Raw genomic sequence first — 22,232 nt, 5'->3', positions numbered from 1 at the left:
CGCCTGGCGGGGGCGCGTGATCGCGAGGCGGGCCCCCGTCCGCACCGGGCACCGGGCAGACTGGCGGGGTGAGTGACGATGCCTTCAGCGGGACCGGCCACGGGGTCCGGTTCACCGCGGCCGACGAGCAGAAGAGACGCGGCGTCCGCCGGATGAAGACCATCGCGACCGGCCTGCTGGCCTTCGCGACCCTGGTCTTCGCCCTGTCAACCTGGGCCAGGGCGGCCGGTGCCGGGGCCTGGGCGGGGTACGTGGCGGCCGCCGCCGAGGCGGGCATGGTCGGCGCGCTGGCCGACTGGTTCGCGGTGACCGCGCTGTTCCGCCGCCCCTTCGGCCTGCCGATCCCGCACACTGCGATCATCCCGACCAAGAAGGACGCCTTCGGCCGCTCGCTCGGCGAGTTCGTCGGCGAGAACTTCCTCTCCGGCCACGTGGTCCGCGTCCGCCTGGCGGCGCTCGGCATCGGCCGCCGGCTGGGGGAGTGGCTGGCCGCGCCGGGCAGCGCCGAGCGGGTCACCAAGGAGGCCTCGGCGGCGCTGCGCGGCCTGCTCGCGGTGCTCCGCGACGACGACGTGCGGGCGGTGGTCGCCGAGGCGGTGACCAGGCGGGCCGCGGCCACCTCGGTGGCCGAGCCGATGGGCCGGATGCTCGGCAAGGTGGTCGCCGACGGCGGGCACCACGGGGTGGTGGACCTGGTCGCCGTCCGGGCGCACGGCTGGCTGACCGCCAACCACGAGGACGTGGTCCGGAAGGTCACCCAGAAGACCCCGGGCTGGACGCCCCGGTTCATCGACCACCAGGTCGGCGAGCGGGTCTACAAGGAGCTGCTGCGCTTCGTCACCGAGATCCGGGACGACCCGGACCACCCGGCGCGCGGCGCGATCGACAACTTCCTCGCCGACTTCGCGACCGAGCTGCAGACCGACCCGGAGACCATCGCCAGGGTCGAGCGGGCCAAGGGCGAGCTGCTGGCCCGCCCCGAGGTGCAGGACCTGATCAACTCCACCTGGGCGGCCGTGCGCACCCTGGTGATGGGCGCGGCCGAGGACGAGGACAGCGAACTGCGCCGGCGCATCCGCGACGGCGTGCGCGGCTTCGGCGAGCGCCTGGCCACCGACCCCAAGCTGCAGGCCAAGGTGGACGGCTGGCTCCAGGACGCCGCCCAGTACCTGGTCGACACCTACCGCACCGAGATCACCTCGCTGATCTCCGAGACGGTGGCGAGCTGGGACGCCGACGACGCCTCCCGCAAGATCGAGGCCAACGTCGGCCGCGACCTCCAGTTCATCCGGATCAACGGCACCGTGGTCGGCGCCCTGGCCGGGCTGCTGATCCACACCGTGGCGGTCGCGCTCGGGGGCTGATCCCGGGGACGGCGGTGCTCGGGGCCGATCCCGGGAACGGCGGTGCTCGAGGCCGATCCCGGGAACGGCGGCGCCGACTCGGGCCTATCCTGGGCCGAAATTACGCGATACGCGCGTAGAGGCACGGAGCAGGAAGAAGGGAACCACCGTGGTCCAGCCGGACGGAAGTCGGATCGGCCCCAGTGACACTCGTGACGGCGACAGCCGGACCGAGCCCGCGGACCGGAGCATCGAGGCGTTCATCGCCGGGATGCCCAAGGCGGAACTGCACGTCCACCACGTCGGCTCGGCCTCGCCGCGCGTCGTCGCGGAGCTCGCCGCCCGGCACGCCGGGAACTCCAAGGTGCCGACCGACCCGGCGGCGCTCGCCGAGTACTTCACCTTCACCGACTTCGCGCACTTCATCGAGGTCTACCTGAGCGTCGTGGACCTGGTCCGGGACGCCGAGGACGTCCGCTCGCTCACCTACGGCGTGGCCGAGGACATGGCCCGGCAGAACATCCGGTACGCCGAGCTGACCATAACCCCGTACTCCTCGGTCCGCCGGGGCATCCCCGAGGCCGCCTTCATGGAGGCGATCGAGGACGCCCGGCTGCGGGCCGAGAAGGAGCTCGGCGTGGTGCTGCGCTGGTGCTTCGACATCCCGGGCGAGGCGGGGCTGGAGTCGGCCGAGGTGACCGCCCGGCTGGCCACCGAGCTGGCCCCCGAGGGCCTGGTCAGCTTCGGCCTGGGCGGCCCGGAGATCGGCGTGCCGCGCCCCCAGTTCAAGCCGTACTTCGACCGGGCCCGGGCGGCGGGCCTGCGCAGCGTCCCGCACGCGGGCGAGACCACCGGGCCGGAGACGGTCTGGGACGCGATCCGGGTGCTCGGCGCCGAGCGCATCGGACACGGCACCCAGGCGGTGAAGGACCCGGCCCTGGTCGACTACCTGGGCGAGCACCGCATCCCGCTGGAGGTCTGCCCGACCTCCAACATCGCCACCCGGGCGGTGGAGCGGATCGAGGACCACCCGATCAAGCGGATGGTCGACGCCGGGCTGCTGGTGACGGTCAACAGCGACGACCCGCCGATGTTCGGCACCGACCTCAACACCGAGTACGCGGTGGCGGCGCGGCTGCTGGGCCTGGACGAGGCCGGGGTGGCCGGGCTGGCCCGCAACGCGGTCGAGGCCTCCTTCCTGGACCGGACTGGCAAGACCCGGCTGGCCGGGGAGATCGACGCCTACCTGGCGGGCTGGCAGCGGTCGTAGCCCCTCGCGCCCGCGTTTCCCCTGGTGAACCGCCCCGTCGACCTCCGGTCGGCGGGGCGGTTCCGTTGTCGGCGCCGGTCGGCGCCGACTCCGTTCCGGCGATGGCGCCATAATGGTGCCACAAATGGCTCGACATGGCGCCACGGCTGTGCCATGCTTACGGCCATGGACCTCACGCCGTACGTGGAAAACCTCCGGAACGAGCTCGCGGTGGCCGCCGCCACCGGCGGGGACGAAGCCCGCGCGCTGGCCGAGCGGCTGACCCTCCCGCTGGAGTCGGCCGTGCGGCTCACCCTGCTCAACGCGCTCTCGGCCGCCATGGGTGAGGTCACCCGGGATCTCGCCCCCGGCTCGGTGGATGTGCGCCTGCGCGGCGTCGATCCCGAGTTCGTGGTGACGGCGCCGCCCGGCTCGGACGCCTTCCACGGCGACACGGCGCCGCCGATGGCGCCGCAGTCGGCGCCGGTGGTGCCATCCGTGGCGCCGGTGGCACCTTCGGTGGTGCCGGAGTCGGACGAGTCGGGTACGGCCCGGATCAACTTCCGTCTGCCCGCGCACCTCAAGACCCGGGCGGAGGAGGCCGCCGCGGAGGCCGGCCTCTCGCTCAACGCCTGGCTGGTCCGGGCCCTGGCCGGTGCGCTGGAGGGCGGCGAGCCCGTCCGCAGGCCGGTGGCCGATCCGGGCAGCCGGGTCGCGCGCAGCGTCGGCGGCCAGGGCTTCACCGGCTGGGTCCACTGAGGCCTCCGCAGTAACCCGAACATCCGCACGACCTCTCGCACCACCTCCCGCACCACCTTCTGCACCTTCGACGTCACTCCCGCTCCGACCAGCGGGAACACCTACACGAGTCAAGAGGACGGGACAGCCATGCCTACGTACGAGATCGACGGACCGATTTCCGCCATCCTCGAGTTCGACATCGGCTCGGTCTGGATCAAGGCGAGCAAGCGGACCGACGCCGTGGTCGAGGTCCGGCCGGCCAACCCGGCCAAGGAGGCGGACGTCAAGGCCGCCGAGCAGACCCAGGTCGACTTCTCCGGCGGCCGTCTGGGCATCAAGGCCCCCAAGCAGCGCTCCGTCTTCACCAGCAAGAAGGGCGCGATCGAGGTCCTGGTCGAGCTGCCGATCGGGTCCGAGGTCCACAGTGAGTCCCCGATGGCCGAGTTCGTCACCGAGGGCCCGCTCGGCGCCTGCCGGCTGAAGACCTCGCTCGGCCGGATCCAGGTCGAGCAGGCCGACAGCGTGCGGCTCGACAGCGGCTTCGGCGACATCCGGCTCGGCGGGACGGCCTGGGACGCCGAGGTGACGGGCGCCGGCCGGATCGAGATCGGCTCCGTCGGGGGCCGGCTGACGGTCAAGAACAGCAACGGCGACACCGAGATCGACGAGGTGCGCGGCGAGCTGAGGGCCAACGCCTCCAACGGCCGGATCCACATCGGCGCCGCCGAGGGCAACGTGGACGCCAAGTCGGCGCACGGCCACATCCGGGTCGGCCGGGTGGTCCGCGGCCAGGTCACCCTCCAGACCAGCGTGGGGGACGTCGAGGTCGGCATCGCGGAAGGCACCGCGGCCTGGCTCGACGTGCACAGCAAGGTCGGCGGCGTCCGCAACGACCTCGGCCCCACCCAGGGCCCGGGCGACGCCGTGGAGACGGTCGAGGTCCGCGGCCGCACCCAGGTCGGCAACGTCGTCGTCCGGCGGGCGTGATGGCGGCCCACGCCACGACCCCGGCGATCTCGGCGACGGCGCTCACCAAGTCCTACGGGGACAAGGCGGTCCTGAAGGGCGTCGACCTGGAGATCCCGGCGGGCAGCGTGTTCGCCCTGCTCGGGCCCAACGGCGCCGGCAAGACCACCACCGTGCAGATCCTCTCCACCCTGATCCCCTCCGACGGCGGCTCGGCCCGGGTGGCCGGGCACGACGTGGAACGCGAGGCCGACGCGGTGCGCAGGGTGATCGGGGTGACGGGCCAGTTCTCGGCGGTGGACAACCTGCTCACCGCCGAGGAGAACCTGATGCTGATGGCCGACCTCAACCACCTCCGCCGTCGGGAGGGGCGGAGGCGGGCGGAGGAGCTGCTGCGGCGCTTCGATCTCACCGAGGCCTCCCGCAAGGCCGTCACCACCTTCTCCGGCGGCATGCGGCGCAAGCTCGACCTCGCGATGACCCTGGTCGGCGACCCGAAGGTGATCTTCCTGGACGAGCCGACCACCGGGCTGGACCCGCGCAGCCGGCGCACCATGCGGGAGATCATCCGGGGCCTGGTCGCCGACCACGGGGTGACGATCTTCCTCACCACCCAGTACCTGGAGGAGGCCGACCAACTCGCCGACCGGATAGCCGTCCTGGACGGCGGCCGGATCGTCGCCGAGGGCACGGCCGAGGAGCTGAAGCGGGTCGCCCCCGGCGGGCGGATCCGGCTCCGGTTCGCGGACGCCGGCTCGCTGGCCACCGCCGCCGCACTGTTCGACTACGCCACGGCCGACATCGAGGCGTTGCGGCTGGAGATCCCGGGGGACAACTCCGTCCTCACGGTGAAGGCCGTGCTGGACGCGCTCGACAACGCGTCCGTGCAGGCCGAGTCGCTGGTCGTGGAGACGGCCGACCTGGACGACGCGTTCCTCCAACTGACCGGGGAGGGCGTGCGATGAGCATGGCCACGAGCACGGCCGGCCACGCGGTCAGCGACTCGCTGACCATGCTGCGCCGCAACCTCAAGCACGCGCTGCGGTACCCGTCCCTGACCTTCGCGGTCGTGGTGACGCCGGTCATGATGCTGCTGCTCTTCAACTACGCCTACGGCAGCACGCTGGGCGCCGGCATCGGCGGCGGCCACTACATCGACTACGTGACGCCCGGCATCGTGCTGATGGCGGCCACGTCCGGGTCGCTGGTCACCGCGATCGGCATCTGCACCGACATGACCGAGGGCATCGTCAACCGCTTCCGCACGATGGCCATATCGCGCTCCGCCTTCCTGGCGGGGCACGTGGTCGGCAGTGTCATCCAGACCATGATCGGGCTGGTGCTGGTGATCGGCGCGGCCCTCGCGATGGGCTTCCGGCCGAACGCCGGGCCGGTGGAGTGGCTGGCCGCGATGGGCCTGCTGCTCTTCCTCACCATCGCCCTGACCTGGATATCCGCCGGCATCGGCCTGGTGGCCAAGACGGTCGAGAGCGCCAGCAACATGCCGATGCCGCTGCAGTTCCTGCCCTTCATCGGCAGCGCCATCGTGCCGACCGACTCCATGCCGACGGCGATGCGCTGGTTCGCCGAGTACCAGCCCTTCACCCCCATGATCGAGACCCTGCGCGGGTTGCTGATGGGCACCGGGATCGGCACCAGCGCCTGGAGCGCCCTGGCCTGGTGCACGGTGCTGACGCTGGTCGGCTACTTCTGGTCGAGGAGCGTCTTCTACCGGCGGTGACGGGGGTGCGGCCGGTGGGCCGGGCGGCCCGGACGACGGAGCACCCGTCATCCGGGCCGACCGGCAGTTCCGTGTAAAGTCCCGGCAAAGGACAACTCCGGGGGGAGCAAATGACGGTGGCGCGCCGCAGGCAGGTCGTCTGGTGGCTCAGGGGCATCGCGCTGGCGTCCGTCCTCGTCTACCTGCCGGGCTACTTCTCCTCCCGCCAGGGCGGGTTGGTCGAGGTCGAGCGCTGGCTGAACCACCCGGTGCTGCTGCTCGGGGCGGCGATCACGCTGGCCGTGGCCTCGGTGGTGGTCCAGTTCGAGTTCCGCAGCAGGTGGGCGCAGATCGGCTGTGCGGCTGTCCTGTCGCCGCTCCTCGTCATCGGGGCGGGGGTCGGAGCCGTGGCGTACATCTTCGGTGGCGACGGCCGACTGGTCGTCCGCAAGCCCGACCCGAGCCGCTCCGACCACGTGCTGAGAGTCACCGACATCGCCTTCTCGATCGATCCGGTCTACCGGGTGGAGCTGCTGACCGGTAGCGGCTGGTCGGCCCGCCACTGGGGCCTCGGCACCTGGGACGAGGGCGCCGGCTTCGTCAGGGCCGAGTGGTCCGGTCCGGGCCGGATCACGGTGACCTTGGAGAAGGAGATCGAGGTCTTCACCGTGGGCGAGGACGGCGCGTTGGGCGGCCCCTCGGTGACGCCGAGGCCCCGGTAGGTCCTGCCGGTCCCAACTGCCCCAAGAGTCCCTGTAGTAGCGTCCGCGCCAAAGATCGGCAAAGAAGCCGTCGGGGGCGAGAGATGACAACGGTGCGCCGCAGGCAGATCGCGTGGGGACTCAGAGCGGTGGCGCTGCCGGCGTTGCTGGCGTGCGTGGCGGGCTGGCGCGAGTCCCGTTCGGGCGGGTTGGTGGTGGTCGCGGAGTGGTTCGACCACCCGGTCCTGCTGATCGGGTCGGTGCTCGTGCTGCTCGTGGCCTCGCTCGTCGTCGAGCTGGGGTTCGGCACCGGGACGGGGCAGCTCGTCTGCGGCCTCGGCCTGGGGGCGCTGGTCTTCTGCGTGCCGTTCGCCTTCCTGGCGAACCTGTTTCCCCCATGGACCCGCCGCGTCGGGAGGCGGCCCCGGGCCGCCCGGACCGGGTGATCGTCATCACGGACCTGGGCGGCTTCGATCCGGTCTACCGGAGTGAGCTGGTGTCCGGTTCCGGCTGGTCGGCCCGCCACTGGGAACTGGACTCCTCGAGGTACGACAGCAGCGTCAACTGGTCAGGTCCGGACCGGATAACGATCGACAGGGGTATCGCGCTCACGGTCTTCGACGTCCTCCCGGACGGCAGTCTGAGCGAGTCGCGGGAAGAGCCCCGGCCTCCGGAAAACTGAAGCCGTCCGGCTCTCCTCCGGAAAGCGGAGGAGAGCCGGGCCGTGCGTCCTGGTGGGGAAGGCGTCACCAGGTGTCGATGCCCATGGTCCTGGCCGCGCTGTGGACGGCGTTGTAGTGCGGGATCGACATGTCGGACTTCTTCTGGTTGGCCGGCAGGTTCCGGTCGGCGGTGCGGAACTCGTCGCGGGCCTCGGCCAACAGGCTGGTGCCGTGGGAGACCGGGACGTCCTTGGTGCCGTGGGCCGGGTGGGACTTGGCGGCGGTCTTGCTGCCCGCGTTGATCAGGGTGTTGCGGGCCTGGTTGTAGTCCGCGACCTTGACCGTCTTCGGGTTGCGGAGCTCCGCCCGCACCCCGGCCGTCGACGGCGCCTGCTCGGCGGCCAGGGCGGCCGGAGCGGCAGCGGCGGTGAGCGCGCCCGTCACGATGACGGTCGCGAGGGCGTTCCGAAGGGTCCTGTGCATGAGGGTGTCCTTCCGAGAAAGAAAAGCGTCACGGATTCGCCCCCTCCTGAGCAGCGAAACGGTCGGGGTGCGAACGCTTCGGCACTACCCCGGCCCTCGATGGCGGAAAACCGGCTTCCGCTCAGGAAGTTCGCCGACGATGAGATCAGGCCGTTTTCCGATATTGCTCCAATATGATTGGCATGATGGAGAGATGGGGCAATCACCTACCCCGGTGTCGCTCCTTGGCCTGCCGTCGAGCGGCGGCTACCGACCGGGAACCGTGATTTCGTGTGCTCCGTACGGGATCGTACGGGTACCCCCCGGCCCGGGCGCACACGGATTTGCGAAGCCCGCGGCCTGACGCGGAGTCGCTGCTGTGGGGTGGGAAACGCGGAAGGGGTCCGGCACCTGTGTTGGTGCCGGACCCCTTCCGACTGTGGAGCGCCAGGCCCGGGTTGCACGGACTCTTCCTACTGAAAGTAGGACGTGCTCTGGTAGCACCGCTGACGCCTGACGAGGCTTCATGTCCCTCGCGACATCAGGAACATTAGCAGGTCAGCGCCCGTGCGCCGAATCGTGATCCCGGGGCAGTCAGGCCGGGACGTGTACGGGCGGGCCGGCCACGCCGACACACGCCTCGTTCCCCTCGGGGTCGGCCAGCACCCAGTTCGACGGCGCGTCCGCGTCGTTCAGCAGGCGGCCGCCGGCCGCGAGAGCGGCGGCGATCCGGGCCTCGGCCTGGTCGTAGGGCACCCAGACATCGACGTGGACCCGGTTGCGCTGCGGGCGCGGTGAATCCATCCGCTGGAAGTAGAACGGCGCCCCGCGGCGGTGCGGGTCGATCAGGTCCTCGCCACTGCCCGCGCGCTCCTGGTAGCCGAGCAGAGCGCGCCAGAACGCCACCACGTCGGGACCGGCGAGGGCGTCGACGGTGACCTGGACGGTCTGCACGGCGGACGGGTCGGCGGGCACGTCCAGCGCCTGGGCCACCGCCGAGATCCGGCGGGCCAGTTCGATGTGCCGTTCGGTCAGTCCGTAGTAGTCGTCCGTGATCGTGATCAGCCGCACGAGCACGCCCGCCGGCCGCACGTCGACGTCCGGGTGGTCGTCCCCGACGCTCGGAATCTCACTGATCGCCTGCACGAACCGGGCGCCGACCGCGAACGACCCGGTGCGGAAGTACGCACACGCCCCCTCGCCCACCACGCGCCAGTCCTCCAGGCCGACGGCCTCGTGGAACCGCTGCGGCCTGATGCGCTCCATCGTGCTCTCCCCGTAGGTCATGCGCCCCGACAAGTGTGCGGATTCGATCGCCCCGGTCGATCATTCGGCACTGCGGAAGCGTTTGTCCAGGCTTCGTGATCACGTACGGGCGTTGGGACGTGCTGCCGGACGGCGAGCGCGAGCAGTGGATGCTGGAGCCGTTCGAGAGCGTGGGGCCGCTGCGGTTCGGGATGCTGATCGACGAGGTGTCCGACATCCTGAGCCGCCGCACCGACGACCTTCAGCGGTACTCGGGGCCGTGCCTGGCCGAGGACCCGTACGGGCTGGTGACCGGCCGCTACCGGAGCTTCGGGTTCACGCTCTACTACTGGGACGAGCGGCTGCGGGGCGCGAACGTGGAAGGGGTCCGGCACCTGAGTTGGTGCCGGACCCCTTCCGACTGTGGAGCGCCAGGCCCGGGTTGCACGGACTCTTCCTACTGAAAGTAGGACGTGCTCTGGTAGCACCGCTGACGCCTGACGAGAGATCATCTCTCTCGCGACGTCAGGAACATTAGCAGGTCAGCGCCCGTGTGCCGAATCGGGGGAGTCAGGCGTCGAACTCGCCGGCGCGGATGGCGGAGACGAGGTCCCGCCACTCGTCGAGGGTGAGTTGGGCGATGGCGTCGCGCCGAAGGCTGCTGCGGACGTAGATGCCGTCGGGGCCTATGGCTACCTCAGGACAATTATTGCCATCGCCGCAGGCGCTGGGCTTTCGCCAAGAGAGTTCTTCCATCGGGGCCTCACAGGCTATTCATGATGCTGGAGATCGCGTCACGGGAGGCCGATGGATCGAGCGCGCGATCACGCATCGCCCCGAGGATGTTCCGGTAGTTCTCCAGCTGGTTCATCTCGGTCAGGAACGCTGGTGATCCTACGGAGTCCAGCTGCACCGTATCGAGGCGGGGCACGGGACCAGTCGCGTACAGTACGGCCTGACCTGCTCCTTTGAAACCGCCGGCCTTGAACTCCAGTACGCGCAGTGTCACGTTGGGAGCGTCTGAGAGTACGAGCAACTGCTTCAGTTGTTCTCGGGCAACAGCTGTACCTCCGAACTCCATGCGCAGCGCGGCCTCATGCACAATCGCTTCGTAGTTGAGTGGATCGCTTCGCGTCAGGAGCTCAGCTCGGCGCATCCGGTTCTCGACTCGAGCTTCGATGTTCAGCGGCCGTAGGGGAGGATAGACCTCTCGAAAGATCGCCCGCGCTGTCTCCTCGGTCTGCATGAGCCCCGGCGCATGACAGATCTGGTACGTCACCAGCGCGCTGGCATGGTGCTCGACCTCGGAGATGTCAAGAATTCCGGCAGGGACGAGGCCTCTGTGCTCCTCCCACCATCCCTTGGTCCGGTCGGCGGCCATCTCGGCAACGGCATCGACGTACTCGGAGTCGGCTTCCTCGTACTCGGCGGCGAGTGCGAGGACCCGTTCGGCGCTGACCGGATAGGAGCCCCGCTCGATCAGTGTGACCTTGCTTCGGTCCAGTCCAAGAACGGAAGCAGCGTCTCCGGCCGTGCGCCCGGCGGTCTCGCGCATCTTTCGCAACTCGATGCCGACGCGCTTCCGGCGTGCGGTTGGGGTAGGTGGCATCTCCCCAGCATCCACCGCGTGTGCGTGGCGAGTCCAGCGAGTAGATAGGCACATCTTCTTTGGTGTGCTAGCAAATTTGCTATCGCATGCCCTATAGTCTGTGATGCACCGATCACCGAACGGATCGTCAGTAACGCCGCTCGGGCACCGCAGAACACCCATGTCCAGTGGGTTCGTTCACGGCGACGCATCCGCCGGTCTCACCCATCCCCCTCCGGGAGACGCTGTGCGCAACCTCAACTCCCCCTCTCTCACCCTCTCCCGCGACGCCCTCCGCGACGGGATGGCCAGCGCCGGCTGGCCGCCCTCCCTCATCGCGGACGCCGAACTCGCGATGGTCGAACTCATCGTCAACGCCTGGCGCCACGGCGAGACGACCTCCCCGGTCATCCTGATCCACCACCGCGCCAACACCCTCCGCGTCGCGGTCTCCGACCGCAGCCCGCTCCCCCCGGAGAAGGGCCCCCTCTCCCTCCTCTCCGAGACCGGCCGGGGCCTCCAGCTCGTCGCCGGCCTCACCCACCGCTGGGGCGTCGACCCCCAACACCTCGGCAAGACCGTCTGGTTCGAGCTCCACCAGGACGGTGCTCTGTGAGCGCCCACCACCCCATCCACCCCGCCGACCCGGCGCTCCTCCACCTCACCTCGCGCCAGGTCACCGAACTCATCGTCGAACTCCGCACCGAGGGCCGAGAATTCGGACTCCTCTGGCCCTCGGTGACCCCGGGCGGAACCAACCTCCACGGCCGTCCGCTGGTCGACATCGGCAACGTCCCGGCCAGCACTCTGATCAACCTCCTCGCGCTCATCCGCGAGTTCAGGCGCAACCGCGACGTCCACCACCGGGCGGAGGCTACGTAGAGCCACCGCCCGCACCCGAGCCTGCGACCTCGGAAGGCCCCGGTCCCGGGAGGGTGCTTGCATGGAATTCGGGTGATCCGGACCCCGATGGCCTGCTCAGTTCACCGGCCCGGCGTAGGTCCCGGCGTAGGTGTTGAACCGCAGGTAGAGCCCGATGTGCGCCGGAATCCCCGGCGCGATGGTGCGGTAGCTGCACAGCTCCTGCACACCGGTGTCGCCTTCCTCGACCCCGGCCGTCAGTCGCCTCAGCATCTCGGCGTGCGGGCGCGGGTCGACCCCCTCGATCCGCATCAGCTCCGCGATCCGCGCGGCCGCCTCGGCATCGCTCCGGGCGTTCCCCGGCAGCCGCAGGTAGACGTTGGCCTCCTCGGGCCCCGTCGCACCCTCGCGGAACGCCAGGCAGGTCATCGGCTCGTTGTCCACCGTGCCGCCGTCCCGCCCGTAGATCACGGCACGGGCCCGCGCCGCCCGCGCCGAGTCGTGGCGGTGGGACAGTGCGGCCACCGTGTCCAACTCGTCCATCATCATCGGGAGATGGCGGAAGTAGACCTTCACCCGGGAGGCGCTGCCGCCGTCCAGATCGAGTGCGAAGAACTCCACCTCGTGCCCGCGCAGCGCGAGTTCCTCGCACCGTCGACCCACCGGCTCCCAGGCCTTCTCCAGCCCCAGTCGGTGCATGGCCTCGGCCATGACCTCGTGCGTCCGGTCCAGGCCGTGCGCCTGGGGGTTGAGGTAGACCTTGTAGTGCGGCCGCTCGCCGGGCTGCCAGGCCAGGGAGTGCCAGATGGTGGGCCGGTTGTGGTCGGGAGCGGTCGTGACGAACAGGTCCTCGACGTCGAGGTACCGTTCGATGCTCACCCCCGGCCGCTCGGCGAGCCGGAGCGTCAACTCCCGTCCGGCTTCCTGGTATCCGAGTGGGGTGCGATCGCTGCTCAGCGACTCGAACAGGATGCGGACCTCCGGCTCTCCCGCCTTCCAGCTGACGGAGAGCTCGGCGGGGAAGCCGTCGGACGACACGAAGGAAGGAGGATCGCACCTGGTCCCGATGGCGCGGTCGCCCCACGGGCTGAGCACGTCCCGAAGCTCCCGCAGGACGCGCGCCGTCTCCGACTCGCCTGTCCCCAGGCCTCGGCAGACGGCTGTCCACTTCTCTTCCAGGAACTGCCCGAACGTCTTCTCCGGGTCCCGGAAGGGGGCCGGGGCGGATAACGCGTCGCGAAGCAGCGGGCTGGTCACTGGCCCGACTGGTTGGGCTCGTTCCGCTGGACCACGACCGACTGGTTGGGCTCGTTCCGCTGGACCACGACCGACTGGTTGGGCTCGTTCCGCTGGACCACGACCGACTGGTTCGGTTCGTTCCGCTGGACCACGACGTCCTGGTTGGGCTCGTTCCACTGGCCGGCGACGGTGGTGACCGAGGCGCCGCCGAGCAGGGCCGTACCGGCGGCGATCCCAACTGCCAGTGCTGCCAATGCCTTGCGCATCATTGCCCCTCTCCATGATCGGTGATCAGATTGATCATAGGCACGAGATCATTGCCAAAGGTATGTATCTTTCGAACATGTCTTTGGCTTGATCCACCCCCTGCCCCGCCGTCGCAGCCCCGGGAGTCGCCATGTCCGCACCGCAGCAGCCCACCGACCCGTACGCGGCGACCGGCGTCGTGGGCCCGGCCCCGGAAGGGGTGACCCTGCCGCTGCCGCCGGTCTTCGACACCGTCGAGGAGGAGCGCCAGTACCGGAAGGAGCAACTCGCGGCAGGCTTCCGCCTGTTCGGCCGGTTCGGCTTCTCGGAGGGCGTCGCCGGGCACATCACCGTCCGTGACCCGGAGAACCCGAACTGGTTCTGGGTGAACCCGTTCGGCATGAGCTTCAACCAGATCAAGGCCTCCGACCTGGTCCTGGTCGACCACGACGGAGCCCTGCTGCGCGGCACCCGGCCGGTGAACCGGGCCGCGTTCGCGATCCACTCCCAGGTGCACGCGGCCCGCCCGGACGCCGTCGCCGCCGCGCACTCCCACTCGCTGTACGGCAAGGCCTTCTCCAGCCTCGGCATCCCGCTCGACCCGATCACCCAGGACGCCTGCGCCTTCTTCGAGGACCACGGGCTGTACAGCGACTACCGGGGCGTGGTGACCGAGACCGAGGAGGGCAAGCGGGTCGCCGCCGCGCTGGCCGACCACAAGGCCGTGATCCTGCAGAACCACGGCCTGCTGACGGTCGGCGGGACGGTGGCCGAGGCGGTCTGGTGGTTCGTCACCATGGAGCGCTCCTGCCAGGCGCAGCTGCTCGCGATGGCGGCCGGCACGCCGAAGCTGATCGACCGGGAGACCGCGCTGAAGACCCGCGACCAGCTGGGGAGTTCGCTGGCCGGCTGGTTCCAGGCCCGCCCGCTGTGGGACCAGATCACCCTCTCCGACCCCGACCTCTTCGACTGACCGGCCGGCCCCACACCCCCGTTCCTCCTCCTCGTCGTCCTCGCCTTCGTTCTGGAGCCGCACCGTGCCCACCACCCCCGCCCAGCGCAGGCTCCGGATCGCCGTGTTCGGCGCCGGGTCCATCGGCTGCCACCTCGGCGGCATGCTCGCCTCGACCGCCGAGGTCACCCTGGTCGGCCGCCCCGCCGCGATGGCGGCGATCGACGCGGACGGGCTGACCCTCACCGGCCCGGGCGAGGCCCGCCGCGAGGTACGGGAGCTGACCGCCGCCGCCGGCCCGGAGGCCGTGGCCGGCGCCGACTACGTCCTGGTCACGGTGAAGTCCGCCGACACCGGGACCGCCGCCCGGGAACTCGCCCCGCACCTGGGCCCCGACACGGTGGTGGTCAGCTTCCAGAACGGGCTGCGCAACACCGAGGTGCTCGCGGCCGCGCTGCCGTCCCACCGGGTGCTGGCGGGCATGGTCCCGTACAACGTGGTGCGGACCGGCCCCGCCGCCTTCCACCAGGGCAGCGGCGGCTCGTTGATGCTGGCGGGAGAGCAGGGCGCGGACGCCCTCGCCGACGCGGCCAGGGAGAGCGGCCTGCTGCTGGAACTGCGGTCGGACATGCCGGCCGTCCAGGCGGCGAAGCTGCTGATGAACCTGAACAACGCCGTCAACGCGCTCTCCGGGCTGCCGCTGCGCGAGCAGGTCGGGCAGCTGGCGTACCGGCGGTGCGTGGCACGCTGCCAGCTGGAGGCGCTGGCGGTGTTCCGGGCCGCCGGAGTGGAGCCGGCCCAGCTCGGCCCGGTGCCGCCGGAGGTGATGCCGCAGGTGCTCGAACTGTCGGACGCGCAGTTCCACGAGCTGGCCGGGGCCAGCCTGCAGATCGACGCCACCGCCCGCTCCTCGATGTGGGAGGACCTCCAGCGCGGACGCCCCACCGAGATCGACTCGCTCCAGGGCGAGATCGTCGCCCTCGCCGAGCGTCACGGCCTCACCGCCCCGGCCAACGCCCGTCTGATCGCCCTCGTCCGCGAGGCCGAGGCGGCCGGCCCCGGCGCGGCGCCCGGCTGGGCCGGCCCCGCCCTGCTCGCCGAAGTCGCCCCGGTCGGCTGACGGTCGGGCCCCGGTGATCGCGCCGCCGTCGACGGTGCGTCCGGCTCGAGCGCAGGACTCGGCCAGGGCCGACTCCCGCGCGCGGCTCCGCGCTCCCGCGTAGGCTTCCGCCCGCCCCGGCCGGGGGACGGTCCTCCGGTGTCACAGGGCGTCAACCACTCGGAGGGGAAAACGTGATACTCGAGATCCGCACCTACCGCCTCAAGCCGGGTACGCGTGCCGACTTCGTCCGGGTGATGGGCGAGGAGGCCGTCCCGCTGCTGCGGGCGGCCGGCATCCGGGTCGTCGACCACGGGGCGTCGCTCGTGGACGAGGACGGGCACGAGGAGGCGTACCTGATCCGGGCGTTCGACTCGATCGAGCAGCACCGCGCGCAGGAGGACGCCTTCTACGGCAGCGAGGTCTGGCGGCAGGGCCCGCGGGAGGCGATCGTCTCCCGCATCGAGAGCCTGCACTCGATCGTGGTGGAGGCCGCCGACGACGCGGTCGAGGTCTTCAAGCGCTCCTGAACCGCCCCTGACCGACCCTGACCGACCCTGGCCGCCCCTGACCGCTCCCGCTCCACCCGTCCGGCTTCACCGTCCGAGCCCCCGGTGGGCCTCGGGGCCGAAGCCGGCACCCTCAACCCCGGGGCCAGGGGCGGCCGTCGATCCGTTCGATGCCGGTGTTGAAACGGCGCAGGTACGCCGCGAAGGTGGCGATGTCCTCCTCCGGCCAGTCCGCCATCACCAGGTCGAGCGCCCGGACGTGCGCTTCGCGCTCGTCGTCCAGTCGGCGCCGGCCCTCCTCGGTCAGGCGGAACTTGCGGGCGATGCCGCCGTCCGGATCCGGGATGCGGTCGAGGAGCCCGGCGGCGGTGAGCGCCGCGGTCTGGCGATTGAGCGTGGAGACGTCCAGCCCGAAGGCGTCGCTGAGCTGCCCGATCGACATGGGCCCCTGGGCCGCGACGCGGCTGAGCAGGATGTAGGCGCTGCGTTCGAGCTGGCTGCCCTCGGGGCGGCGGTCGTCGACCTGGTTGAGGTCGCGGTGCCGGGCGAACACCAGGAACTCGAGGGCTACCTCGTGCGTGGGGCCGGCCATGTCGAAGTCCCTTCATCACCGCGTTGACCTGCGGGTTCTTCGTCGATCACGTCCAGTATGCCAGAGATGTGCGCATCCCACACGATGTGCATGATGCACATCGTGTGTAGCCTGAGCAGCCTGTGCTATCTGCACATGATGTGCGAACTGCACACGCCTGCGTCCCCCGAATGCCCGAGGAGGCCCGTCATCAACGGCCCCGCCCCCACCGCCCGTACCGGTCCGATCGTGGCGACGCTCGCCTTCACCGGCACCGTCGCCGCGATCATGCAGACCCTGGTCACCCCGCTGATCAGCGAACTCCCGCAACTCCTGCACACCACCGCGTCCAACGCCTCCTGGGTCATCACCGCGACCCTGCTCTCCGCCGCCGTCTTCGTCCCGATCAGCGGCCGCCTCGGCGACCTGCTGGGCAAGCGGACGATGCTCATCGCCTCCTGCGTCCCGCTGCTGTTCGGCTCGGTGCTGTGCGCGGTGGCCGACTCCGTGCTGCCGATGATCACCGGGCGGGCGCTGCAGGGCATGGGCATGGGCCTGGTGCCGATCGGCATCAGCCTGCTGCGCGACGTCCTGCCGCCCGAGCGGCTCGGCTCGGCGATCGCGCTGGTCAGCGCCTCCATGGGGATCGGCGGCGGCCTCGGCCTGCCGATCGCGGCCGGCGTCGCCGACTACGCCAGCTGGCGCGTGCTGTTCTGGGGCACCGCCGTGCTGACCGTCGTCATCATCGGCATGCTCTGGACCGTCATCCCGGCCTCACCGGCCTCACCGGCCTCACCCACCGTGGCCTCGCCCGCCGAGGGTGGCCGCTCCACCGCGGGCGGCCGCTCCGCCGGCCGCCGGTTCGACTTCGTCGGCGCGATCGGCCTGAGCACCGGTCTGGTCTGCCTGCTGCTGCCCGTCTCCAAGGGCGGCGACTGGGGCTGGGGCGGCACCCGCACCCTCGGCCTGTTCACCGCCTCCGCCGCGATCCTGATGCTCTGGGCCCGCTGGGAGCTGCGCGTGACCGAGCCGCTCGTCGACCTGCGGGTCACCGCGCGCCCGCGGGTGCTGCTGACCAACGCCGCCTCCGTGCTGGTCGGCTTCGGCATGTACGCCCAGGCGCTGATCATCCCGCAGCTGCTCCAGCTGCCGGAGGCCACCGGCTACGGGCTGGGGCAGTCGATGCTGGCGATGGGCCTGTGGATGGCGCCCGGCGGGCTGATGATGATGGTCGTCTCCCCGCTCGGCGGCAAGCTGTCGGCCGCCCGCGGACCCAAGTTCACCCTGGTCGCCGGGGCGCTGACGATCGCCGTCGGGTACGGGCTGGCGCTGCCGCTGATGGGCTCCACCTGGGGCGTGCTGGTCGTCACGATCGTCTGCAACAGCGGTGTGGGCCTCGCCTACGGCGCGATGCCCGCGCTGATCATGAGCGCGGTGCCGCTGACCGCGACGGCCTCGGCGAACAGCTTCAACACTCTGATGCGCTCGCTGGGCACCTCGGTGTCCGCCGCCGTGATGGGTGTGGTGCTGTCGCAGCTGACCGTCACCCTCGGCGGGCACACCCTGCCCTCGGAGGGCGGCTTCCGGGTCGGCCTGGTGATCGGCTGCGCCGTCGCGCTGATCGCGGCCGCCGTCGCCGCCGCCATCCCCGCGCCGCCGGGGCCGCAGCTGCGCGCCGTCCCGGCCCAGGAGGCGGCGGGCGCCGACGCGGCGGCCGCCGACGCGGGGAAGCCGGCCACCGCCTGAGCCCCGCGCCCGGGGTCCCGTCCGGGCCCGGTGGGTCCCGTCCGGCTCCGGTCGGGCCGCCTCCGGCTCCGGTCGGGCCGCCTCCGCGCGGGGCGGCCCACTCGGACGGGTCAGGAGCTGTCGCTGTGGAGCGGGATGTTGCCAAGCATGGGGACGTACGGGCCCCTCGGCCGCCGAACACCGACCAGGAGAGGGATCCTCGGTGCGTGAACTCCACAGTCCCCCCAGCCACGGCCGAACCGGCCACCGTCCGCCGCCCGGCCGTCGCGCGGGCGGTGACGGGCGAGCGGGCCGGAGCTGGACACCGCAGCGCACGGTCGCGCTGATCGTGGCGGCGTCCGGCGCCGTGGTGCTCGCGGCCTGCGGCAGCAGCCCGTCGGGCACGGCGGCCGGCTCGCCGACGGCCACCGCGCCCAACACGAGCGCCTTCTCCGGCGAGCCGCCCTCAGCCGTCGCCTCCGCCGCGCAGTCGCTGCTGGCCTCGGCGTCGGCCGCGGCCGCCTCGGCCTCGGCGGCCGCCTCCGAGGCCGCCGCCTCGCTCTCCGCGAGGGCGTCCGCCTTCGGGGCGTCCGTGTCGGCCCAGCAGTCCGCGACCCAGGAGAAGGCCGCCTCGGTGCTCAGCGGGGTCACGGACGGCGGCAACGCGCAGGGCGACATCACCATCACCGGAGTCCCGCGGCAGAACACCGGGGGCCTGCACGCCGTGGTCGTCACGATCCAGAACCCGGGGCCCAACGCGGCCTCCTACGCGGTCCAGGTCGACTTCACCGACGCCGGCGGCAAGGCCGTGGACAGCGCCGTCGTCGGAGCCGAGAACGTCCCGGCGAACGGCAAGGCCCAGCCCGTCGCCTTCAGTCGGCAGCCGGCCGACAAGACCCTGATCCCGGTGGTGGTCAAGGCCGTCCGCTACTGACGCGGGCCCGTCCGTCGTCCGCCGCGCGATCCCGCACCCGACTGTGGGCGTCGCGCGGCGGGCGCCCGAGCACCTCCCGCACGGTGCCGGTCACCCGCTCGGTGCCGGTCACCCGCTCGGTTCTGAACGTCCTCCAGGCCTGCGCCGCGGTGAGGCCCCGCGCCGCGGTGAGGCCCCGCGCGTCCCCGGTGGCCCGGGGCCGCCCGGCCGGCGCCACGAGTCGGAGCGACCCGCGCCGGTGAGCCCGCGCTCGCGCCGACTCCCCGTGGACGCCCGCGGTCCCGCCGCCCACGCCCGGGTTACGTCACGCCGTCGCCGGGTTACGTGACGCCGGCGGCTCGCTGCTCAGGTGACGCCGCCCGCCTGTTCCCGTCGGCGGGTCCGGTAGGCGCGGGAGCGGCAGCGGGGCGAGCAGTAGCGGGGCGGTCGGCCGCCAGGGTGCCGGCCGTCGGGGGAGGGGGAGGGTGCCGGGAGTGGTCCGTCACAGGCGGGGCAGGCCGCCGTCGGTGCGGGCTCGGTCGGTGCGGGGGTCTGCGGTGTGGGCGTCTCCGGCGCGGGTTCGTCGGTTCCTGCGGTGGGGGTGGCGGGTGCCGGGTGCGAGGTCAGGCCCAGTCGTTCCGCGACCACGCCGGCCTCGAAGCGACTGTGGGCGCCGAGGCTGTCCAGCAGGTCCGAGACGTGCCGGCGGCAGGTGCGCAGGGAGATGCCGAGGCGGCGGGCGATGGACTCGTCCTTGAGGCCCTTCGCGAGCAGCACCAGGATGCTCTGCTTCATCGTCCTGGTGACGTCGTGCGCGGCCTGCGGGCCGCTGGCGAACGGGGTCGCGTTCTCCCAGTCCCGTTCGAAGACCGTCAGCAGGTAGCTGATCAGGTCGGGCTCCCGGATGATCAGCGCGCCGCCGGAGCTGGCGGGCAGCAGGGCCAGGGTGCCGTCGACGATGATCAGCTGCGGCAGCACCTCCGGCAGCGTCCGGATCTCCGCGCCGGCCTCGATGAGCTGCTCCGCGTGCACCCGGGTGGGCTGGTCGAAGCGGGTCGCGTGCTGGTAGAGGCTCCGCATCCGGACGCCCCGGTCGAGCAGCTCCAGGTCGCGCGGAAGCGCCTCGCGCAGGGCGGCGGGGGAGAACGCGCCGCCGTGCTTGGAGACCAGCACCTCGCTGCGGCAGGAGTCGATCACGTCGGCGAGCATCGAGCGCACCGCGAACTTGTCCGGCAGGCGGTCGATGGTGCCCTGCGGGAAGGTGTGCTGGCGGGCCTGGACGTAGACGGGCACCAGCGCCGCGAGGCCGTCGCGCTGCCGCTGGACGAGCCGCCGCTGCTCGCGCAGGGCCTCCTCCCGGGCGCGCAGGGCGGTGTCACGGGCGGAGAGCAGCTGCGCGGTCGCGGCCTGGGGGCTGACGGGCCGCCAGGCGATCGGGCCGCCGCGGGCGGGGGCCTCGCCGGAGGGGGTCCCGCCCGCGGGGGTGTCGCCCGCGGGGCCGTCGGGTGAGCGCAGCTCCTGGAAGAGGCAGGCCCCGGTGAGCTGCCGGACGGCCGCCTCGCACTCCGCCCGGCTCAGGTCGGTCTCCGATGCCGCCCGCGCCAGGGTCGCCGGGGTGAGCTGCTCGTTCACCACCGTCCAGCGATAGAGGGTGACGGCGGTGCTGTCGAGTGCGGGTACGTCGACGGTCGGATCGGGGCCGGTCTCGGGGTCCATCGCATGCCTCCTAAAGCTGCCAGGCAGGCTCATGATCCCTTGCGGGGGATGCCGTGGCCATCCGCCGCCTGGCAGGGTGGCGAGCACGGGCCGGGCGCTGCGGCGGGAACCGCGGAGAGGCCCGGAACGTGTGGAACTGTCCCCGAAGTGATGGGAGTTGTCGGCATGCGAGGAATCGTGACGCGGACCCTGGCCGCGGTCGCGCTGGGCGCCGCCGCCTGGTTGGGCGGGGTGTCCCCGGCCGGTGCCTCCGTGTTCGACGATGCGACGCCGACGGGCTCGAGCGCGGGTGCGAGCTACGGGCAGGGCGGCCACAACTGCGTCGCGACGACGGCCTGGGGCGACGCCTGGTGCACCGGCAAGCCGCTGAGCTGACCGGCCGCGGCGCGACTTCCGTCTCCTCGGCCCTCCTTGGCCCTCCCTCGGCTCCCCCTCCCGGAAAGGGATCCTGTCATGCACATGGCCCTGAAGCGTTCCGTCCGTACCGCCACCACCGCCACCGGCCGGGCCGGCTTGACTGCCTCGTCCTCTGCGTCCGCCGCCGGGTCCTCCGCGTCCGCGAGCCGCTCCGGCCGCTGAGCCTCCTCCCGGCGAAGTGGCGCGCCCTGCAAGGGAAGTCGGCAGAGTCGACCTCCCTGCAGGGCGCGTTGCCGATTCCGGCGGTCCCTTCGTTCGTCCGTCCGTTCGCCCGTCCGCCCGCGCGCTCAGCGCAGTCGCGAGGAGGACAGGATCGATGCCAGGTGCGCGACCACCATGCCCCAGGTGATCACCGTGATGCCCGCGAGCGTCCACCGCGTCGCGTCCAGGTTGCCGAGCCCCGCGTCCACCGCGGCCGCCGCCAGCAGCACCAGCGAGGCCTCGATGCCGTTCGTCACCCGGTGGATCTTGAACACCGAGGCGAGCCTGCGGGCCGTCGCGATGCCCTGGGAACGCGGCTGCGTCGACTCCTCGGTCGCCGGGAGCTGCCCGCTGCGGGCCCGGGCCACGTCCACCAGGTCGGTCGAGGCCTTGAGCAGCACCACGCCCAGCGCGGCCGCCAGCCCCGCCGACACCCACAGCTCCGACCCGCCGCGCGCCGCCCGTACGCCCGCGCCGATCATCAGCGCGGCGTCCGCCAGATAGGCGCCGAGCCGGTCCACGTACACCCCGGCCATGCTGAACCGGCGCTTCCAGCGCGCCACTTCGCCGTCCACGCAGTCGAACAGCAGGAACAGCTGGAACAGCACGGCGGCCAGCACCGCGCCGGTCAGACCCGGGATCAGCAGGGCCGCGCCGCCGCCGATCCCGCACACCACCATCACCCAGGTGAGGGTGTTCGGCGACACCGAGGTGCGCACCAGCTGCCGGGTCGTCCGCAGCGAGATCGCCCGCATGTACATCCGGCCCGCCCAGTGCTCGCCGTTGCGGCTCTGAAGCTTGGCCTGCGGCTGGCACACCTCGCGCAGCTCGGCGAGTGCCGGAGCAGCCACCATGACGACTTCCCTCCACCTGTCCTGAAACGATCACCACAGGCTACGGCCTCCGGGGGAACGCCCCGACCGGGTGGGGCGCCGGTGGTGGTACGGGAGGTGTCCACCGGTGGAACGTCTGTCGCGGACGGCTGTCGGAGGGGTGCGGGGCGGTGTGCGGGGCGGTGCGGGCGGCGGTCTGTACGGCGGGTGGGCGGTGGAGTGGGCGGTGAAAACCGGTGGGCCGCCCGAGCGGGCCGGGCTAGGCTGCGCGGG

27 protein-coding genes are annotated in these 22,232 nt (G+C 71.8%); 18 read left to right on the top strand and 9 right to left on the bottom strand.

Features of this window, described 5'->3' with window-relative positions; genetic code table 11:
- The first annotated feature begins 68 nt into the window (after window positions 1-68).
- The 9 genes from ACWDBB_RS13525 (at window position 69) to ACWDBB_RS13485 (ending at window position 7,402) form a co-directional block, all read left to right on the top strand.
- Window positions 69-1,364, top strand: a complete 1,296-nt coding sequence (locus tag ACWDBB_RS13525; protein WP_449789707.1) for a DUF445 domain-containing protein — start codon at window positions 69-71, stop codon at window positions 1,362-1,364.
- 229 nt (window positions 1,365-1,593) lie between these two features.
- Entirely contained in the window at window positions 1,594-2,613 is a 1,020-nt protein-coding gene (locus tag ACWDBB_RS13520) for an adenosine deaminase (RefSeq protein WP_449789742.1), read from the top strand.
- A gap of 165 nt (window positions 2,614-2,778) precedes the next feature.
- A complete protein-coding gene (locus ACWDBB_RS13515; protein WP_449789706.1) occupies window positions 2,779-3,351 on the top strand; it encodes a toxin-antitoxin system HicB family antitoxin in 573 nt (190 codons plus the stop codon).
- A 129-nt stretch (window positions 3,352-3,480) separates the two neighbouring features.
- Entirely contained in the window at window positions 3,481-4,320 is an 840-nt protein-coding gene (locus ACWDBB_RS13510) for a DUF4097 family beta strand repeat-containing protein (RefSeq protein ID WP_449789705.1), read from the top strand.
- Window positions 4,320-5,264 (top strand): ATP-binding cassette domain-containing protein, encoded by a 945-nt coding sequence (locus ACWDBB_RS13505; protein ID WP_449789704.1) that lies wholly within the window; start codon window positions 4,320-4,322, stop codon window positions 5,262-5,264. The genes ACWDBB_RS13510 and ACWDBB_RS13505 overlap by 1 nt, the downstream gene beginning before the upstream one ends.
- Entirely contained in the window at window positions 5,261-6,040 is a 780-nt protein-coding gene (locus tag ACWDBB_RS13500; RefSeq protein WP_449789703.1) for an ABC transporter permease, read from the top strand. The genes ACWDBB_RS13505 and ACWDBB_RS13500 overlap by 4 nt, the downstream gene beginning before the upstream one ends.
- 116 nt (window positions 6,041-6,156) lie before the next feature.
- A complete protein-coding gene (locus tag ACWDBB_RS13495; RefSeq protein WP_449789702.1) occupies window positions 6,157-6,741 on the top strand; it encodes a hypothetical protein in 585 nt (194 codons plus the stop codon).
- Between the two features lie 83 nt (window positions 6,742-6,824).
- Window positions 6,825-7,166 (top strand): hypothetical protein, encoded by a 342-nt coding sequence (locus tag ACWDBB_RS13490; RefSeq protein ID WP_449789701.1) that lies wholly within the window; start codon window positions 6,825-6,827, stop codon window positions 7,164-7,166.
- Window positions 7,163-7,402, top strand: a complete 240-nt coding sequence (locus ACWDBB_RS13485; protein WP_449789700.1) for a hypothetical protein — start codon at window positions 7,163-7,165, stop codon at window positions 7,400-7,402. The genes ACWDBB_RS13490 and ACWDBB_RS13485 overlap by 4 nt, the downstream gene beginning before the upstream one ends.
- Window positions 7,403-7,466: 64 nt before the next feature.
- Here ACWDBB_RS13485 and ACWDBB_RS13480 read toward each other — a convergent pair whose 3' ends face one another.
- Both ACWDBB_RS13480 and ACWDBB_RS13475 read right to left on the bottom strand, forming a co-directional pair.
- The gene (locus ACWDBB_RS13480) at window positions 7,467-7,865 is read right to left on the bottom strand and encodes a hypothetical protein (protein WP_449789699.1); all 399 of its coding nucleotides are present in this window, start codon (window positions 7,863-7,865) and stop codon (window positions 7,467-7,469) included.
- 573 nt (window positions 7,866-8,438) lie between these two features.
- The gene (locus ACWDBB_RS13475; RefSeq protein ID WP_449789741.1) at window positions 8,439-9,131 is read right to left on the bottom strand and encodes a VOC family protein; all 693 of its coding nucleotides are present in this window, start codon (window positions 9,129-9,131) and stop codon (window positions 8,439-8,441) included.
- Between the two features lie 74 nt (window positions 9,132-9,205).
- Between ACWDBB_RS13475 and ACWDBB_RS13470 the strand changes: the two genes are divergently transcribed.
- Window positions 9,206-9,553: a hypothetical protein gene (locus ACWDBB_RS13470; protein WP_449789698.1), complete on the top strand. Its 348-nt coding sequence runs from the start codon at window positions 9,206-9,208 to the stop codon at window positions 9,551-9,553.
- Window positions 9,554-9,659: 106 nt separating this feature from the next.
- On the opposite strand, the gene ACWDBB_RS13465 is transcribed toward ACWDBB_RS13470, so the two are convergent.
- Together ACWDBB_RS13465 and ACWDBB_RS13460 are read right to left on the bottom strand one after the other, a co-directional pair.
- The gene (locus tag ACWDBB_RS13465) at window positions 9,660-9,845 is read right to left on the bottom strand and encodes a DUF397 domain-containing protein (protein ID WP_449789697.1); all 186 of its coding nucleotides are present in this window, start codon (window positions 9,843-9,845) and stop codon (window positions 9,660-9,662) included.
- Window positions 9,846-9,852: 7 nt separating this feature from the next.
- Window positions 9,853-10,698, bottom strand: coding sequence for a helix-turn-helix domain-containing protein (locus tag ACWDBB_RS13460; protein ID WP_449789696.1), 846 nt, complete (start codon window positions 10,696-10,698; stop codon window positions 9,853-9,855).
- Between the two features lie 226 nt (window positions 10,699-10,924).
- Between ACWDBB_RS13460 and ACWDBB_RS13455 the strand changes: the two genes are divergently transcribed.
- Together ACWDBB_RS13455 and ACWDBB_RS13450 are read left to right on the top strand one after the other, a co-directional pair.
- On the top strand, window positions 10,925-11,293 hold the full coding sequence (locus ACWDBB_RS13455) for an ATP-binding protein (RefSeq protein WP_449789695.1): 369 nt from the start codon (window positions 10,925-10,927) through the stop codon (window positions 11,291-11,293).
- Entirely contained in the window at window positions 11,290-11,559 is a 270-nt protein-coding gene (locus ACWDBB_RS13450; protein ID WP_449789694.1) for a hypothetical protein, read from the top strand. Before ACWDBB_RS13455 ends, ACWDBB_RS13450 begins: the two co-directional genes overlap by 4 nt.
- Window positions 11,560-11,655: 96 nt before the next feature.
- Here the strand turns inward: ACWDBB_RS13450 and ACWDBB_RS13445 are convergent, their stop codons facing one another.
- Window positions 11,656-12,576, bottom strand: a complete 921-nt coding sequence (locus ACWDBB_RS13445) for a tryptophan dimethylallyltransferase family protein (protein WP_449789693.1) — start codon at window positions 12,574-12,576, stop codon at window positions 11,656-11,658.
- A 215-nt stretch (window positions 12,577-12,791) separates the two neighbouring features.
- Window positions 12,792-13,046 carry a hypothetical protein gene (locus ACWDBB_RS13440; protein ID WP_449789692.1) on the bottom strand — a complete coding sequence of 85 codons (255 nt, stop codon included), beginning with the start codon at window positions 13,044-13,046 and terminating at the stop codon, window positions 12,792-12,794.
- A gap of 128 nt (window positions 13,047-13,174) precedes the next feature.
- Here ACWDBB_RS13440 and ACWDBB_RS13435 point away from each other — a divergent pair, with 128 nt between their 5' ends.
- The 3 genes from ACWDBB_RS13435 (at window position 13,175) to ACWDBB_RS13425 (ending at window position 15,604) form a co-directional block, all read left to right on the top strand.
- Window positions 13,175-13,996 (top strand): class II aldolase/adducin family protein, encoded by an 822-nt coding sequence (locus tag ACWDBB_RS13435; protein WP_449789691.1) that lies wholly within the window; start codon window positions 13,175-13,177, stop codon window positions 13,994-13,996.
- A 64-nt stretch (window positions 13,997-14,060) separates the two neighbouring features.
- Window positions 14,061-15,095, top strand: coding sequence for a 2-dehydropantoate 2-reductase (locus ACWDBB_RS13430; RefSeq protein WP_449789690.1), 1,035 nt, complete (start codon window positions 14,061-14,063; stop codon window positions 15,093-15,095).
- 173 nt (window positions 15,096-15,268) lie between these two features.
- A complete protein-coding gene (locus ACWDBB_RS13425) occupies window positions 15,269-15,604 on the top strand; it encodes an NIPSNAP family protein (protein WP_449789689.1) in 336 nt (111 codons plus the stop codon).
- A gap of 112 nt (window positions 15,605-15,716) precedes the next feature.
- Here the strand turns inward: ACWDBB_RS13425 and ACWDBB_RS13420 are convergent, their stop codons facing one another.
- The gene (locus tag ACWDBB_RS13420) at window positions 15,717-16,175 is read right to left on the bottom strand and encodes a MarR family winged helix-turn-helix transcriptional regulator (RefSeq protein ID WP_449789688.1); all 459 of its coding nucleotides are present in this window, start codon (window positions 16,173-16,175) and stop codon (window positions 15,717-15,719) included.
- Between the two features lie 189 nt (window positions 16,176-16,364).
- Between ACWDBB_RS13420 and ACWDBB_RS13415 the strand changes: the two genes are divergently transcribed.
- Together ACWDBB_RS13415 and ACWDBB_RS13410 are read left to right on the top strand one after the other, a co-directional pair.
- Window positions 16,365-17,900: an MFS transporter gene (locus ACWDBB_RS13415; RefSeq protein WP_449789740.1), complete on the top strand. Its 1,536-nt coding sequence runs from the start codon at window positions 16,365-16,367 to the stop codon at window positions 17,898-17,900.
- Window positions 17,901-18,228: 328 nt separating this feature from the next.
- Window positions 18,229-18,813 carry a hypothetical protein gene (locus ACWDBB_RS13410; protein ID WP_449789687.1) on the top strand — a complete coding sequence of 195 codons (585 nt, stop codon included), beginning with the start codon at window positions 18,229-18,231 and terminating at the stop codon, window positions 18,811-18,813.
- Window positions 18,814-19,158: 345 nt separating this feature from the next.
- On the opposite strand, the gene ACWDBB_RS13405 is transcribed toward ACWDBB_RS13410, so the two are convergent.
- On the bottom strand, window positions 19,159-20,508 hold the full coding sequence (locus tag ACWDBB_RS13405) for a helix-turn-helix transcriptional regulator (RefSeq protein WP_449789686.1): 1,350 nt from the start codon (window positions 20,506-20,508) through the stop codon (window positions 19,159-19,161).
- Window positions 20,509-20,673: 165 nt separating this feature from the next.
- Between ACWDBB_RS13405 and ACWDBB_RS13400 the strand changes: the two genes are divergently transcribed.
- Complete coding sequence (locus ACWDBB_RS13400; protein WP_449789685.1) at window positions 20,674-20,883, top strand: hypothetical protein; 210 nt, start codon at window positions 20,674-20,676, stop codon at window positions 20,881-20,883.
- A 329-nt stretch (window positions 20,884-21,212) separates the two neighbouring features.
- On the opposite strand, the gene ACWDBB_RS13395 is transcribed toward ACWDBB_RS13400, so the two are convergent.
- Entirely contained in the window at window positions 21,213-21,980 is a 768-nt protein-coding gene (locus ACWDBB_RS13395; RefSeq protein ID WP_449789684.1) for a CDP-alcohol phosphatidyltransferase family protein, read from the bottom strand.
- Window positions 21,981-22,232: the final 252 nt, after the last annotated feature.

It is taken from the genome of Kitasatospora sp. NPDC001095 (genome assembly GCF_053598615.1).
This window is presented reverse-complemented; position numbering and strand designations above follow the sequence as displayed.